The sequence below is a fragment of the Crocosphaera sp. XPORK-15E genome (assembly GCF_034931425.1).
Taxonomy (GTDB): domain Bacteria; phylum Cyanobacteriota; class Cyanobacteriia; order Cyanobacteriales; family Microcystaceae; genus UHCC-0190.
The window spans coordinates 13497-27668 of the sequence record NZ_JAYGHQ010000002.1; the positions used below are offsets into that span (position 1 = coordinate 13497).

Consider the following 14172-nt stretch of genomic DNA (forward strand, 5'->3'; position numbering starts at 1 on the left):
TTAATTATTGGCATAGATTAAACAGAATTAGCCCAATCTTTTGCCCAATTTAAGGTTTCATGTACCTGTTTTAAGGTTAAAGATTCACAATATAATCTTAAAACTGGTTCCGTCCCACTAAAGCGAATTAGTAACCAACTCCCATCAGTTAAACGGAACTTATAACCATCTGTTTTATCACAATCTGTGACCGCTTGACCAGCAATTTTTGTTAAGGGTTTCCTCTCCAGACTTTCAACTAATTTACCGCGAACTTCCATACTTCCCAAGGGTAAATCAATTCGATCATAGGCATTATAAAAGTCTGTTTTCTCCTGTAACTTAGCATAATATTCACCCAAATCTTCCCCACTTTCCACAACTGCTTCCAACACATATAAAGCAGATAATAAAGCATCTCGTTCAGGAATATGGGTTCCATAACCAACTCCCCCAGACTCCTCTCCTCCTATTAATACCTCAGAAACTAACATCCGATCAGCAATATATTTATAACCAATCGCAGTCTCATAAACCGATAAGTTATAAAGTTTAGCTAAACGGGGAAATAAATCAGAACCACTCACGGTTTTAACAATTTCTCCTGTGAACCCTTTCCGCTTAGCTAAATGGTCAATTAAAATCGGAATTAAAATCTGAGAACTCATAAAATTTCCTTGACCATCAACTGCCGCAATGCGATCGCTATCTCCATCAAATACTAACCCAACTTTTAAACAATTATTCCCTTGACTAACTGCCGTCTTTATGGTAGTAATTAACTTGGAAAGATAACGGGGTAAAGGTTCCGGTGCGCCCCCTTCAAATAACGGGTCACGCTCACTATTAATCTCCTCAATAGGACAGCCTAATAAGCGTTCTAAACCTGTGGCAGCGGCCCCGTGCATCACATCAGCAAAAACCCTCAATTTCCCCGCTTTAATTGCCCCTTGAATGGCATTAATATCAACTTTTTGACGTAACCCCTCACAATAACTTTCCCAGGGGTCAAAATAGGTTAAAGTGCCAGCAGGCCCCGAAAATTGAGGAGGGTTAGGCAACAATGCTTCAATTTGTTGAGTAATTTCAGGAGAAACCGACCCCCCAAAAGCCCCTTTAACCTTTAATCCTAAATACTTGGCCGGGTTATGACTAGCGGTTAACACAATGGCCCCTAAAGCATTTTGCATCTTAGCGGCCCAACTAAAGGCAGGAGTCGGGGCATAGGAATTAGATAGAATAACATCAAAACCCGCTTCCTGCATGGACTCAGCCGCAAGTTGAGCAAACTCCTCAGCCAAGAAACGGCGATCGTATCCTACAATGATTTTGCAATCGCCTGATGAGGTACCATAATTCTCTGCCAACACTTTAGCAGCTAAGGGAGCAAGCATAGCGACCCGTTCAAAGGTAAAATCAGCCGCAATCACACCACGCCAGCCATCAGTACCAAATTTAATCGGATTTTGAGTAAATGTCATAGGAACGCTTAAAATTTTCTATACACACTCTCAGATTAGCCCGTTAAGTTACCTTTGAAAACGGTTTTAGGGTGCATTTTTTAATATAATTATTATGTTTGCTGTTAAAAATTTGTGATAGGGCATTAAAGCTATGGGAGACAAACTTGCAGATTTATTGGAACCCCTCGCCGCTTGGTTCCGTAGCTTAGGCATACCCGAACCCATTGTACATTGGGGACACCCTGTAATGATGGGTATTGTTGTCTTAGTCATGGGTAGCTTTACCGCTTATATGGGGTGGCGTAGCCGTTTGGCGACTGATGTTGAAGTTGTAACCAAAAGTCGCGCTTCTCATCGTCAGTTAGCCCCCTGGGTGTTCCTGTTTATTACTTTGGGATACACTGGCGGAGTGTTATCTTTAGTAATGCAAAAACAACCTGTTTTAAGTAGTCCTCATTTTTGGACAGGTTCGGCAGTTTTAGGTTTAATGTCCATTAGTGCCATTACTCCCTTAATTGGGTTTGGTGGGGAACAAAAAGAAGGTTATCGTGCGTTTCATGCGTATTTAGGTGGTGTGGTTGCCATAGTGTTAATTGCTCATGGTATTTTAGGATTAAAATTAGGACTTTCTTTGTAATTGTTTGATTCTTAAGTGATTATTATTCCGGTTTCTTTTTGAGGCCGGATTTTTATTATTGAGTTTAAACCTATGTAGGGGCATGGCAATAATAAGCTTAACATCTAACCCAGAAGATTTAAAATGCCATGCCCTCGGATAATTAATGAGTATAATTAATTCAGATGCTCACAAATCAGCAAAAGCTAATTACATGAATTATGGTGAATAATCAACAATTTTTTTATATATCTCCAGAACTTTATCTAGAAGGTGAAAGAGTAAGTCCCATTAAGCATGAATATCGACGGGGACAAGTTTATGCAATGGTTGGGGCGAAAAAACCTCATATTGTTTTAGCGAGTAATTTGACTAAAATTTTAGGTAATCATTTAGAAAATAGTCCTTGTCTTGTTCTAAATTCAGATATTAAGGTCAGACTAGAAGAAGCAAATTGTTATTATTATCCTGATATTGCGGTTGTTTGTGATGAGAGGGAGATTAATAATACTGATGATTTTATTCTGTATCCTGTTCTTATAATTGAGGTATTATCAAAGTCAACGGAAGCATTTGATCGAGGGGATAAATTCATCGATTATCAAACTTGTCCGACTTTAAAAGAGTATATTCTCATTCATCAAAACCAACAAAAAATAGAATGTTATCGACGGGATGAATTAGGGATTTGGACAGAACAAATTTATAGTAAAGGAGATAATCTAGAATTTAAAAGTGTTAATTATTGCGGTAAAATTGAAGATATTTATCGTATCCTGCATTTATTAAAAATTCACGAATCGCTTTAACTTGATATCTTTTTAATTCTTTTTGGGGATGAGGTGAATGAATATTGAGGAAAAGATCATTGAGATCAAAACGAACTCTTGAACCATCTCCTTGAATCACTATACCTCCTATTGCCTTAATTAATGCAACAGGGTTAGAACAACAAGAAAATAATAATGATGCGGCTTGGTTACGGAATATGGCGCAACAGTTGGGGCAATATCTCAACCCTCAATCGGGAAATATAGACGAATATCAGAAGTTTTTGTTAGAAGTATTACAAGCAGAGATTAATGATGACCGTGCTATAATAACTGATAACGATCATTATTATGAAAATATGCAATATCAAGTCAGTCTTAAGCAAACAGAGGAAGGATATGCTGTTTGGTGTCCGGGTTTACCTGGCTGTGCTTCTCAAGGTACGACAAAAGAAGAAGCTCTCAATAATATTCAAGATGCTATTGTGTCTTATTTAGAAGTTGCTAAGGAATTGAATCAAGGTGTAGAATCTTGTTATGTGGAAGTTGAATTAAATCATGCCTAGTCTTCCGGGAATTAATCATCAACGAGCGATTAAAGCATTTGAGAAAGTAGGATTTCGGATTGTTCGACAGGGTAAACATATTACAATGACTGATGGAGAGCATATCTTAACAATTCCCAGAGCGAATCCAATTAATGCTTATACAATGGGAACAATTATTAAAGGTTCAGGATTAACGATTGAAGAATTTAAAAAACTGCTATAAAACAATTGTAACTTATGAACGAACAACGTAGCAAAGCTTATCTAAAATGTCTAAACTATGATTTATGTGATTATTTGATTGACTATGATTCTAATTTAAGGATAATCTCTATGATAAAATCCTAATAATCATAATCCTAACAATCATAGTCCTCATTTAATCATTAAAATCATAGTTAAGACAATGAATGAACAACGCACCCAAGCTTATATTAATTTAATTGAACAGTTGCTCACTTGTGCTAATGATGACGAACTCAATAATATTCTACAAGCAAATCAGGAATTGATTGATCCCGAATTTTTGCAGGTGATAGAAAACTATGCAACAGGGTTAGAAGAACAAGGAAATAATAATAATGCGGGGTGGTTACGGAATATGGCGCAACAGTTGGGGACATATCTCAACCCTCAAGCGGGAAGTATAGAGGAATATCAGGGGTTTTTATTAGAAGTATTACAAGCAGAAGAAGATAGTAATAGCGATCCTGCGGTGGTTTATCCTATCCTACAACGCCGTCAACATCTATTAGATGATACTTTTGCCCAACTATTACAAGAATACGCCAGAAATGCGTTTTCTCAAGGGAATAATGAAACATCACTGGACTTAGGGGGATTGTATTGTTTGAAAAGCTATAATATAATTGGTTAGGATTATTCAGATAATATTGTTCAATGACTATGACTAAAACTAATCTCGCAAAAAATCTCAAAGAAGCTTACCGTAATTCTAATATTGTCCCTATGATAAATATTTATAATTTACAACGAGATAAGTCTGATTTAAACTATCAAGAAGAAGCATTAAAAGCTGTTGTCAAGTTAATTGAAGTTAGGGTTGATATTGAGCAAATTTTTACTGATTATGAAGATGTATTGAGTTTGGCAAAAGCCAGTGGGGGTCATGTTAGACAACTGATGCAAATGATGAGAACAGCTATTACTTCAGCAAATGCAAAAGGCAACCCTAAAATTGATAGTGAAGACGTACAAACCGCCATTAAACAAGTACAATTTGATTTTGAAAGAGTGATTCCTGATGAGCATTATAGTCATTTAGTCAATGTCTATTTAAACAAAGAAATTAATAACAATCAAATTGGACAAGTTATGTTATTTAATACTTCCGCCTTAGAATATAATGGCAATGAGAGATGGAACTATATCAATCCTGTTATTAAATCTATTCAAGCTTTTAAACAAGTATTAGAAAATGTTAGAAATTAACTCTTTTTCTATCTCTAATCATCGTTTATTTTTGGCAAAAAATCAGCATCAATTAGCTCAATTATTAACTTTTATTGATTTCGCTGAAGGATTAACTATTGGCTTTATTGAAGTTAACCGTAATGAGCAAACTAACTGTATAATTGATAGTTTAATTAATAATTCTCAGTGTCAAAATATACAATTTATTGTTTTAAATATAGATGATTCTCAGGTGCGTTTTTTATTAGATGAAATCTTAAACTATTTATCTAAAAATCCTCTTTTAGAAGATAAAAAGCAAGTGCTAATTATCAAAGGATTAGAAAATTCTATCGGACTTAATGATTATCCCCCTATTTTACAAAATCTCAATTTTGTGAGGGACGCTTTTACAGATAAAGTTCCTTATCCCATATTATTTTGTTTGCCTAATGATACTATTACTAGATTTGCTAGATTTGCCCCTGATTTTTGGGCTTGGAAATCAGGTATTTTTAAGTTTGAATCTCTACCAGAGGAAAAAAATGTTGATCATCAATTTTTGAGTGATGATAGGATTATTGAGCAAGATAAAGTTTCAGAAACCCAAGAAAGAATTGATTTATTAACTCGATTATTTGCAGAATATTCAGCAGAAGAAAATATTCCGATGCTGGTAACAACTTTGCAGCAATTAGGGGTTGCTTATTACCGTCGAAAAGAATTACAAAAAGCAGAAGAATCTTTGCTAGAAGCTTTGAATTTAAGTAATCAAATAGCGTCATTAGAAACAACCCAAGTGACCACCCTTGAGACGTTAGGGGATGTATATATGAAACTAAGGAAATATGAGGAAGCAGAAACAATTTATCACCAAGTTTTGAATATTTATTCTGAGCAAAAATCTCCTCAAAAATGGGCTGAAATTCAAAATAGCTTAGGTAAGGTTTATATTTACAAAAATCAAGGCAGTAAAGCAGAGAATATAGAAAAGGCGATCTCTTGTTTTTATTCTGCTGTAAAAGTATATACCCTTGAAGCTTTTCCTGAAGAATGGGCAGATACACAAAATAATCTGGGGATAGCTTATAGAAATCGCATTGTAGGGGAAAGAGCCGATAATCTGGAGTTAGCGATCGCAGCTTTAAACCTGTCTTTAAAAGTATATACCCGTGATGCTTTTCCTGAATATTGGGCAGGAACACAAAATAATTTGGGGACTGCTTATTTATATCGTATCAGAGGAGAAAGAGCCGATAATCTAGAGAAAGCGATCACAGCTTATAACCTGTCTTTAGAAGTATATACCCGTGATGCTTTTCCTGAATATTGGGCAACCACACAAAATAATCTGGGGAATGCTAATAGAAATCGCATTGTAGGGGAAAGAGTCGATAATCTAGAGAAAGCGATCGCAGCTTATAACCTGTCTTTAGAAGTATATACCCGTGATGCTTTTTCTGAAAAATGGGCAATGACACAAAATAATCTGGGGGCTGCTTATTTATATCGTATCAGAGGAGAAAGAGCCGATAATCTGGAGTTAGCGATCGCATCTTTAAACCTGTCTTTAGAAGTATATACCCGTGATGCTTTTTCTGAAAAATGGGCAATGACACAAAATAATCTGGGGATAGCTTATAGAAATCGCATCAGAGGAGAAAGAGCCGATAATATAGAGTTAGCCATCGCAGCTTTAAACCTGTCTTTAGAAGTATATACCCCCACTGCTTTTCCTGAAGATTGGGCAATGACACAAAATAATCTGGGGATAGCTTATTTATATCGTATCAGAGGAGAAAGAGCCGATAATATAGAGTTAGCCATCGCAGCTTTAAACCTGTCTTTAGAAGTATATACCCCCACTGCTTTTCCCATAAACTGCTTACAAACAGGACGAAACTTAGGGAATGCTGCTAACCTAAAAGAAGACTGGGAAACTGCTATCAAAGGCTACAATCTTGCCATCGAAGCAGTAGAAACTAGCCGCAGTTGGGCATCCACACCCCAACAAAAACAAGAAATTATGGAGGCTGCCATTGATGTTTATATCAGCATTGTCAAAGCCTGTATTAATAATCAATTAAGTCGCGCCCTGGAATATGTAAAACGTAACAAAACCCTTAATTTAGTTTTAGCCAACCGTTTAAGAATATTCATTGTTCCCACTTTTCTTGTCATGGTTATTTTAATGTTAATAACCCTCTCAATTCTGCTTTAATTTGAGCCAATAGTAAAACATATTTAGGTAAATGTCTCACCCTAGAAGATATATTTAAACTGTTCCCTATATTGCTGAATTTCTTCCGGTGTTAACTTAGTTAAATCGCTCATGGTGTTATGGTTGAAGTGAATTTGATACTATTATAAGTCCTATAATTAGAATAAAACTGCTTCCTTTTCTTCCTCAAAACCAAGTTTCGATAAATCTTCTAACACATCGTTAATCTTATTAAAATCATAAGGAAAAGGCAGTTTCATTGGTCTATAATCAAAGGGATGAGCTTTACCATGACGCAACACAGCATTAACCAGTAAACAATCTTTTGAACTTAAATTAATCGCCCCATGAGGAACCCCAGGAGGTATAGTTATTACTTGGGGTTTATGTTCACTTAACGGAATGTAATGATACTGTTTATTGTGCAAGGCAACTAAAATAAAACTCCCTCTAACAACTAATAACTGATCCGTCTGAAAACGATGAACAAACAACTCATCAATTGTCCCTTTAGGTATCTGCACTAACATCGTTTCATTACTTGACTGTGGGGTATAAAATTGTGCCATTCCCCCTTGAATTGATTCAAGTTTGCGTACGGAAACCCCATCAATAAGACTCATATTGATTCTCCTCTCTTTTCATTTCTTCATCTACCTTAACAAATTTTATTGTAAAATAGTGTAAAATAAATCACATAAACTGGCCATTATGTGATATGCAAATAAGTTATTGGTATCTAGGTCGTCCTAGGGTGGTGAGATAAAGAACTGCCTCAGCGTCAGGAATACCAAGGACTTCGTTAACTTGGTCATCAAAAAAGCCCCCGATACCGCTAACCCCCAAATTAAGTTGAATAGCGGCTAAATTAAGCCGTTGTCCCAGGTGTCCCGCATCCAAATGTAAATAACGGTAAACGCGATCGCCATATTTTTCCACAGCTTTTTGTAAATCAGCAGTATGAAAAATGATCGCCCCCGCATCCCGTCCTAATTCCTGTCCTAAACAAAGATAATGCAATTCTTGTCGGAAATTTTTAAAGCGAATTTGTCGTAATTCTTGCGCTTTTGGGGCGTAATAATAACACCCTGAGTCTATTCCTGTCACTCCAGAAACAGCAATAAAAGTTTCAATTAAACTCAAGTCAAAATAATCAGGAATCGGGTCTAATTCTTGGCTAAGATAATCTTGAGGTTGATAGGTAAAATGCAACAGAGATTTTAATTCTTCTAAGGTCAAATTTCCTCCCGTATAAGCACGAGTTGAACGCCGTCTGAGAATGGTTTTTTCGAGATCATAAAGTTCTTTTCCCCAATCAATAGGGACGGTTTTTGTTGAAACTTTAAGACAAAAAGGAAAATTATACTTATCTTCTAAAGATTGGGCATCTGATAGATTAATAAAAGGTTGAGGAGATTCTGATGTTTGAATGGCAGTAGCTTGATGAAAATAGGATAACAATTCACCATCAGCAATTGCAGGATAATCAGTTTGAATGGGAGAAGGTAAAGCAGTTGGTTTATACGTGACTAATTTTTCCTGAGTTTGTTCTAAAAGATCCGTCAGAGGAATAACAGTAATTACCCCTTCTTCTTCCGGTTCAAGATAGAGAAGTTTATTGAGCAGATGATCCTGAAATCCACCAATTAAATGCGGCCGATAATGATTAATGCTACAAGCTAATTCAATATTACCTAATAAATGACCCGTATCTAAGAAAATACGTCGATAGGCTCGATCCTCATAACGCCAAGAAGAACGATAAAAAATCGCAGTAGTAATGATTGCTAATTGTGTATTTTCTAAAGCAGTATGAAACCAACAAGCTTGTTGTAATTTTGACCAAACCTCATCATCCCAAAAATGAACTAAAGAATGATTTTGGGCTTGATAATTATATAATCCAGGGGGTAGTAACGCAGTTCCCCTTGAGATTAAATAAACTTCAGCCGGATAGAGTCCCCCTGCTGAGGGAGCAGATCTTAAATAGATAGGATTTCCCATAGTAGGAATTTTCGCCGTTAAGCCATAACTACAGCCTAATAACCGAGAAAGTCGCTGCCATTCTTGTGCTTGGGGATCGCTTGGTGAGGTTTCCGAGAGATAAGGGGTGAGATCATAAGACTGGCCGATTTTATATTCTTTGAAGGGAATAGGCTGTTTTGACCAATCTAACCCTTGATTTTTGGCGGCAATGGTTTGGGGGTGGTACTTGGTTCGTTCATGGTAATGGGTGGCGATCGAAGTTGCAAAATTCGGCATAAATCTCACTCAAATCCTTGGGCTTCATTTCTAATTTTAACCTCCACCCTTAAAAGAAATTCTGTTAATTGAAGACTTAATGAGATAATGAGTTTGACAAAAACGACAAGATATCTGATGCTTATTACCCAGATATCATAGGCTCAATTACACAATTGTGGCAGAGGGATGACTTACCAGCGCGTATTACTGAAACTCAGCGGTGAAGCCTTAATGGGAAACCTAGGCTATGGCATTGACCCCAAAGTCGTGGCCGACATTGCTCAAGAAATTTCTGATGTCATCAATCATGGCATTCAATTGGCGATCGTTGTCGGTGGGGGCAACATTTTTCGGGGAGTCAAAGCAGCGTCGGCAGGCATGGATCGGGCAACGGCTGATTATGTCGGCATGATCGCTACGGTGATGAATGCCATGACGTTGCAAGATGCCCTCGAACATATGGAAATTCCCACTAGGGTACTGACGGCGATCGCCATGCAGGAAGTGGCGGAACCCTATATCCGTCGTCGTGCGATCCGTCATCTGGAAAAGGGACGGGTCGTTATTTTTGGGGCTGGTTCAGGAAATCCCTTTTTTACCACTGATACCACCGCGGCCCTCAGAGCAGCCGAAATCGAGGCTGAAGTTGTGTTTAAAGCCACTAAAGTTGATGGGGTGTATGATTCTGACCCCCATCTTAACCCTAATGCCCGTCGCTACCAGAGTTTAACCTATAGTCATGTTCTGGCACATGATTTACGGGTGATGGATAGCACGGCGATCGCTCTTTGCAAAGAAAATAATATACCGATAGTTGTCTTTGATCTTTCTGTTCAAGGGAATATTGTTCGGGCAATTCAAGGTGAACCTGTTGGAACCATTGTGGGAGGTTTTTGTGATGTTAGATGATCTCAAAGAAAGTATGCAAAAATCCATTGAGGCCACTCAAAGGTCTTTTAATACCCTACGGACGGGAAGGGCCAATGCGGCGATCCTGGATCGGGTGATGGTGGATTATTATGGGACGGAGACACCCTTATTTCAGTTGGCTAATATTAGTACCCCTGACGCGACGACAATCACTATTCAGCCTTATGATAAGGGCAGTATGGGGCAAATTGAACGGGCGATCAGTCTGTCTGATGTGGGACTAACTCCGAATAATGATGGTCAAATTATTCGCTTGAATATTCCCCAATTAACGGAGGAACGGCGGAAAGATTTGGTTAAATTAGCGGGAAAAATGGCAGAGGAGGGGAAAGTTGCCATTAGGAATATTCGTCGAGATGCGATCGATGATGTGCGTAAACAAGAGAAAAATAGTGACATCTCTGAGGATGAATCTCGCGGTTTACAAGATGATATCCAAAAGGTAACTGATCAGTTTACTGAAAAAATTGATGGGTTATTAGCGAAGAAAGAAAAGGATATTATGACGGTTTAAATCATTCAATTTATTACTGAAATTATTTTAAGTCCGCTTATAGCGGGCTTTTTTTAGAATAAAATGTTATAATGGTAGTATAAATATAAATGCTTATCCACTCGTAAAAACCCACCGAAAAATGAGAGCAGGAAGTGTGGGGATTCTGAGAAGTGCTAGAGGCTAAACTGTTCGTCATCTGAATTGCTAGGTTCGACCGCAGAGGAGCGGTGTGGAATGTGATGACTTATTTGTATTTTATCAAAAACGAATAAAAACTCTCGGAGAGTTAATCATGAAATCTTTAATTATATCTACAGCTAGTATCTTATTAATCAGTTTAATAAGTGCTGTTCCGGCATTGGCTCAATCAGAAAGAATTACTTGTTTACGCGATCAAAATGTGATTAATTGCCCTGGCTATGGCAGTTTTAATTATCGCTTTAACAACAATAATGGGAATGTCAATCGAACCCGTAACGATTCTGAGCTTAATAAAGAAATAGATAATGTCTATCTTCAGGTTTTGGGGTACAATGCCGACTACAATGGTTTAAGAAACTATAACCAAGCCATTAATAATAAAGGCTGGTCTTTAGCTCAGGTAAGGACTGATCTCGCCCGTAGTCCAGCATTTGATCAAGCGATGAACGCAATATATCAAGAGTTTTTGGGAAGGAATGCCGATAACTCTGGATTGCAGAGCTATCGAACTTTAATTATTAATGGCAGAAACATTGATGATGTCAAAACTGAAATTGCCAACAGCCCTGAAGCTCGGAACGTAAATAACTATAATCGTGATTTCTATCGACGGGGTAATAACAATTCTTTTGGAGAAGACATGAATGATATCTTTTGTCAGACAACAGGTATTTGTTTTTAACAAAAAAGCGATTTAGTTATCAAAGAGAGGACGTAAGTAATCTGCGCTCTCTGGCTTGCGCTCCTAAAGATAATATCTGCGCGTAAGTTTTGATTAACTATTTTTGTCAAGTTCTCTTTTCGTCAGTCCATAGTCAATGTCTAATAATTGTTCTAAACTATAAGGGCAAGTTTCAGGAAAATTTACTTTAAAACTGGTTTTTCGTTGCACAAAAAGTAAACCATCTTGATAAATTGAGGATAATTCTTCTTTTAAGTAATTACGAAGATTTGTGGTTAATTTTCTTCGTAATTGAGTCCGAAAACTGATGATTTCTGATTCCCAATGACCCAGATTTTGTTGTCTTTCTATTGTCCAATATTCAAGTAATAATAAATGACGAATCACCTGCTCTAATAAACTAATAACTGCATTTCTTTTTTCACTCCCCAAGTCTTCTAACTCCTCAATTAAATTATCTAGATCTAAGGCTTCAAATTGACGCTCTTTTAATAATTTAATTGTGTCTTTTAACCATTGTACATCATCAACTTTATACAAGGTTTTTAAGTTAGTAAGAATAGACATAATATTAAGAGTAAATATAGGATTATTATAACACATTCATCAAAAGAAATGCTCGCAGGCTTAAGCCTGGAGCTATAGGAACGAAGTCTGCCTACGCAGACTCAAATATTAATAATTCGTCGGATAGCCCAATCTAAAGCGGTTTAGGGCGTTTTAAAGAATGAAATCGCCCTGGTATTTTCTTAGAATATCTAGACAGGTTTACCTTTGAAATTATTAGGTAATAACCTGTCTAAATTTTAAAATTATTTTTATTCTAATGGACTTAAATCTAATAGGATAAAAGATGTTAAAAATTCTAATAAGCGCGTGGCTATTTTAGATACTCCTCCCGAAATATTGGATTCTATATTAATAGGTATAACAGGATCATGGAGAGATAAACGTAATAATAACCAGCCATTTTCTTCAGGAGATTTACAAGAAATTCTTACCCCTTCATAATTATTAGGCACTAATTGCCAATTATCTTGAGTAGAAGCAAATTCTTTTAATTTCTCAATCACTTGATTGCCATATTCTTTAAAGTCTTCAGTGTTTATTTTTAAGCGAAATTCTTCACTTTCTTCTGGTTCTTGTAAAGTAGCAATTAAATCAGTCAATACTTTCCCCTGTTGCTGAGATTTTGCTAATTCAATTAATAGTTTAGTTACCAAATAAGCCCCATCATCAAGAAAATAGTTTTCTTTCATCGCCCCATGGCCAGATGTTTCAATAGCTAACCATGATTCTTGTCCCTCTTTATTTAAACGAATAGACTCATTAATAACATTTTTATAGCCCCGTTTAAAGCGATGATGAACCCCTTTTAATTCAGATTCAATGAATATTGTTAAGGCATCTGATGTAATTGAATCTGTGACAATAGTTGAGCCTGAATGTTCTTTTAAAACGATAGCAGAAATCAAAGCAATTAAACGATTTCGATTGAGTTCTTTCCCTAAATTATCAACCGCAGCCCCTCGATCTACATCCGTATCAAAAATGATGCCAAAATCTGCTTTATTATCAATAACTGCTTGACAAATTGAAGCCATTGCTGTTGCATCTTCAGGGTTAGGAATATGATTGGGAAATGTGCCATCAGGATTTAAAAATTGACTGCCTGTTGTATCAGCACCCAAGGGTTTTAAGACTTTATCTGCATAAAATCCTCCTGCACCATTGCCCGCATCAACAATAATTTTTAAGCCTTTTAATGGCTGCTCAAAATTCTTAGAATGATTGACCCCTTCTCGCACTTTTTTGACTAAACCTTCGGCATAAACAGCAATAAAATCATGTTTTTCTAGGTTTCCTTTTTCGGTTACTACCTCAAAATCATTCTTTTCTGCTAAGGTTAAAATCTCTGTAATATCTGGTTTATCTAAGCCCCCTTGTGCGGTAAAAAACTTTAACCCATTACGATTAAAAGGTAAATGACTAGCCGTTAACATAATTGCCCCATCACAGTTAAAATTAGGGGTAATGGTACTCATAAACATGGCAGGAGTGGAGGCAATATCAAAATCATAAACTAGACTTCCCATTAGTCTAATTCCTTCAGTTACTGCTGCCATTAAAGTTGGCCCTGATAAACGACTATCTCGCCCTAAAGATATGGTTAAATCTGAGGCTTTTTTGCTTAATTTTTGGCTTAACCAACTGACAAAAGCTTGACCTAAAATTTGAGCTACTTCAGGGGTTAAATTAACGGGTTCATCTGCAACCCCTTCTAGGGCAACTCCGCGAATATCTGACCCGTTTTGTAGTTTTTTCCAGTTAAATTCTTGCAGCATCATTGTTGACTCTCAGAGATCTATTATCAGTTTCAAGTGTAGGATAAAATCTTCTATCTTTGCCCGATCTTTAGAAAATTATCAGTAAAATATAGAAAGATTGTTTGTCCTTGGGCCAAAGCCCTTACTACGAACTTCTTAATTTTTGGTTTATCATTGACAATGGCGAGATGTGAAGTTTATTGATAATAATCTTAAAACAATACAAAGAAAAGGCACCAAAGTTTAAAGCTATTGATTAAATAGAGTCAGTGTTCTGTCAAC

At 36.7% G+C, this 14172-nt stretch carries 14 protein-coding genes and 2 pseudogenes; 10 read left to right on the forward strand and 6 right to left on the reverse strand.

Annotation, left to right across the window (positions count from 1 at the left end; genetic code table 11):
• Window positions 1–17: 17 nt before the first annotated feature.
• Window positions 18–1460 carry a phosphoglucomutase/phosphomannomutase family protein gene (locus VB691_RS01380; protein WP_323289666.1) on the reverse strand — a complete coding sequence of 481 codons (1443 nt, stop codon included), beginning with the start codon at window positions 1458–1460 and terminating at the stop codon, window positions 18–20.
• A gap of 133 nt (window positions 1461–1593) precedes the next feature.
• Between VB691_RS01380 and VB691_RS01385 the strand changes: the two genes are divergently transcribed.
• Together VB691_RS01385 and VB691_RS01390 are read left to right on the forward strand one after the other, a co-directional pair.
• Entirely contained in the window at window positions 1594–2079 is a 486-nt protein-coding gene (locus tag VB691_RS01385) for a DUF4079 domain-containing protein (protein WP_323289667.1), read from the forward strand.
• 200 nt (window positions 2080–2279) lie between these two features.
• Complete coding sequence (locus VB691_RS01390; RefSeq protein WP_323289668.1) at window positions 2280–2867, forward strand: Uma2 family endonuclease; 588 nt, start codon at window positions 2280–2282, stop codon at window positions 2865–2867.
• Here the strand turns inward: VB691_RS01390 and VB691_RS01395 are convergent.
• Window positions 2797–2967, reverse strand: a complete 171-nt coding sequence (locus VB691_RS01395) for a type II toxin-antitoxin system HicA family toxin (protein ID WP_323289669.1) — start codon at window positions 2965–2967, stop codon at window positions 2797–2799. The two genes, VB691_RS01390 and VB691_RS01395, sit on opposite strands and share 71 nt — an antisense overlap.
• A gap of 220 nt (window positions 2968–3187) precedes the next feature.
• Here VB691_RS01395 and VB691_RS01400 point away from each other — a divergent pair, with 220 nt between their 5' ends.
• The 5 genes and pseudogenes from VB691_RS01400 to VB691_RS01420 all read left to right on the forward strand — a co-directional run.
• Entirely contained in the window at window positions 3188–3394 is a 207-nt protein-coding gene (locus tag VB691_RS01400) for a type II toxin-antitoxin system HicB family antitoxin (RefSeq protein ID WP_323289929.1), read from the forward strand.
• Window positions 3387–3599: a type II toxin-antitoxin system HicA family toxin gene (locus tag VB691_RS01405; protein ID WP_323289670.1), complete on the forward strand. Its 213-nt coding sequence runs from the start codon at window positions 3387–3389 to the stop codon at window positions 3597–3599. Before VB691_RS01400 ends, VB691_RS01405 begins: the two co-directional genes overlap by 8 nt.
• A gap of 183 nt (window positions 3600–3782) precedes the next feature.
• Window positions 3783–4220 (forward strand): annotated as a pseudogene (locus VB691_RS01410) (hypothetical protein); the annotation flags it as partial.
• A gap of 62 nt (window positions 4221–4282) precedes the next feature.
• On the forward strand, window positions 4283–4828 hold the full coding sequence (locus VB691_RS01415; protein ID WP_323289671.1) for a hypothetical protein: 546 nt from the start codon (window positions 4283–4285) through the stop codon (window positions 4826–4828).
• A pseudogene (locus VB691_RS01420) lies at window positions 4815–6923 on the forward strand (tetratricopeptide repeat protein); the annotation flags it as partial. The gene VB691_RS01415 and the pseudogene VB691_RS01420, both read left to right, overlap by 14 nt.
• A 245-nt stretch (window positions 6924–7168) precedes the next feature.
• Here the strand turns inward: VB691_RS01420 and VB691_RS01425 are convergent.
• Together VB691_RS01425 and VB691_RS01430 are read right to left on the reverse strand one after the other, a co-directional pair.
• Window positions 7169–7633, reverse strand: a complete 465-nt coding sequence (locus tag VB691_RS01425; protein WP_323289673.1) for a dTDP-4-dehydrorhamnose 3,5-epimerase — start codon at window positions 7631–7633, stop codon at window positions 7169–7171.
• Between the two features lie 106 nt (window positions 7634–7739).
• Window positions 7740–9272: a SagB/ThcOx family dehydrogenase gene (locus tag VB691_RS01430; protein ID WP_323289674.1), complete on the reverse strand. Its 1533-nt coding sequence runs from the start codon at window positions 9270–9272 to the stop codon at window positions 7740–7742.
• Between the two features lie 168 nt (window positions 9273–9440).
• Here VB691_RS01430 and pyrH point away from each other — a divergent pair, with 168 nt between their 5' ends.
• The 3 genes from pyrH (at window position 9441) to VB691_RS01445 (ending at window position 11563) form a co-directional block, all read left to right on the forward strand.
• On the forward strand, window positions 9441–10163 hold the full coding sequence (gene pyrH, locus VB691_RS01435) for a UMP kinase (RefSeq protein WP_323289675.1): 723 nt from the start codon (window positions 9441–9443) through the stop codon (window positions 10161–10163).
• Window positions 10153–10698, forward strand: coding sequence for a ribosome recycling factor (gene frr / locus VB691_RS01440; protein WP_416244551.1), 546 nt, complete (start codon window positions 10153–10155; stop codon window positions 10696–10698). Before pyrH ends, frr begins: the two co-directional genes overlap by 11 nt.
• A gap of 274 nt (window positions 10699–10972) precedes the next feature.
• Entirely contained in the window at window positions 10973–11563 is a 591-nt protein-coding gene (locus VB691_RS01445) for a hypothetical protein (protein ID WP_323289677.1), read from the forward strand.
• Window positions 11564–11656: 93 nt separating this feature from the next.
• On the opposite strand, the gene VB691_RS01450 is transcribed toward VB691_RS01445, so the two are convergent.
• Both VB691_RS01450 and VB691_RS01455 read right to left on the reverse strand, forming a co-directional pair.
• Window positions 11657–12130: a DUF29 domain-containing protein gene (locus tag VB691_RS01450; protein WP_323289678.1), complete on the reverse strand. Its 474-nt coding sequence runs from the start codon at window positions 12128–12130 to the stop codon at window positions 11657–11659.
• Between the two features lie 251 nt (window positions 12131–12381).
• On the reverse strand, window positions 12382–13908 hold the full coding sequence (locus VB691_RS01455; RefSeq protein ID WP_323289930.1) for a phosphomannomutase/phosphoglucomutase: 1527 nt from the start codon (window positions 13906–13908) through the stop codon (window positions 12382–12384).
• Window positions 13909–14172 lie beyond the last annotated feature (264 nt).

Coding starts and splice junctions, on each gene's coding strand:
- VB691_RS01380 (WP_323289666.1), bottom strand. CDS start 1,460: ATGACATTTACTCAAAATCCGATTAAATTTGGTACTGATGGCTGGCGT.
- VB691_RS01385 (WP_323289667.1), top strand. CDS start 1,594: ATGGGAGACAAACTTGCAGATTTATTGGAACCCCTCGCCGCTTGGTTC.
- VB691_RS01390 (WP_323289668.1), top strand. CDS start 2,280: ATGGTGAATAATCAACAATTTTTTTATATATCTCCAGAACTTTATCTA.
- VB691_RS01400 (WP_323289929.1), top strand. CDS start 3,188: ATGCAATATCAAGTCAGTCTTAAGCAAACAGAGGAAGGATATGCTGTT.
- VB691_RS01405 (WP_323289670.1), top strand. CDS start 3,387: ATGCCTAGTCTTCCGGGAATTAATCATCAACGAGCGATTAAAGCATTT.
- VB691_RS01415 (WP_323289671.1), top strand. CDS start 4,283: ATGACTAAAACTAATCTCGCAAAAAATCTCAAAGAAGCTTACCGTAAT.
- VB691_RS01425 (WP_323289673.1), bottom strand. CDS start 7,633: ATGAGTCTTATTGATGGGGTTTCCGTACGCAAACTTGAATCAATTCAA.
- VB691_RS01430 (WP_323289674.1), bottom strand. CDS start 9,272: ATGCCGAATTTTGCAACTTCGATCGCCACCCATTACCATGAACGAACC.
- pyrH (WP_323289675.1), top strand. CDS start 9,441: ATGACTTACCAGCGCGTATTACTGAAACTCAGCGGTGAAGCCTTAATG.
- frr (WP_416244551.1), top strand. CDS start 10,153: ATGTTAGATGATCTCAAAGAAAGTATGCAAAAATCCATTGAGGCCACT.
- VB691_RS01445 (WP_323289677.1), top strand. CDS start 10,973: ATGAAATCTTTAATTATATCTACAGCTAGTATCTTATTAATCAGTTTA.
- VB691_RS01450 (WP_323289678.1), bottom strand. CDS start 12,130: ATGTCTATTCTTACTAACTTAAAAACCTTGTATAAAGTTGATGATGTA.
- VB691_RS01455 (WP_323289930.1), bottom strand. CDS start 13,908: ATGCTGCAAGAATTTAACTGGAAAAAACTACAAAACGGGTCAGATATT.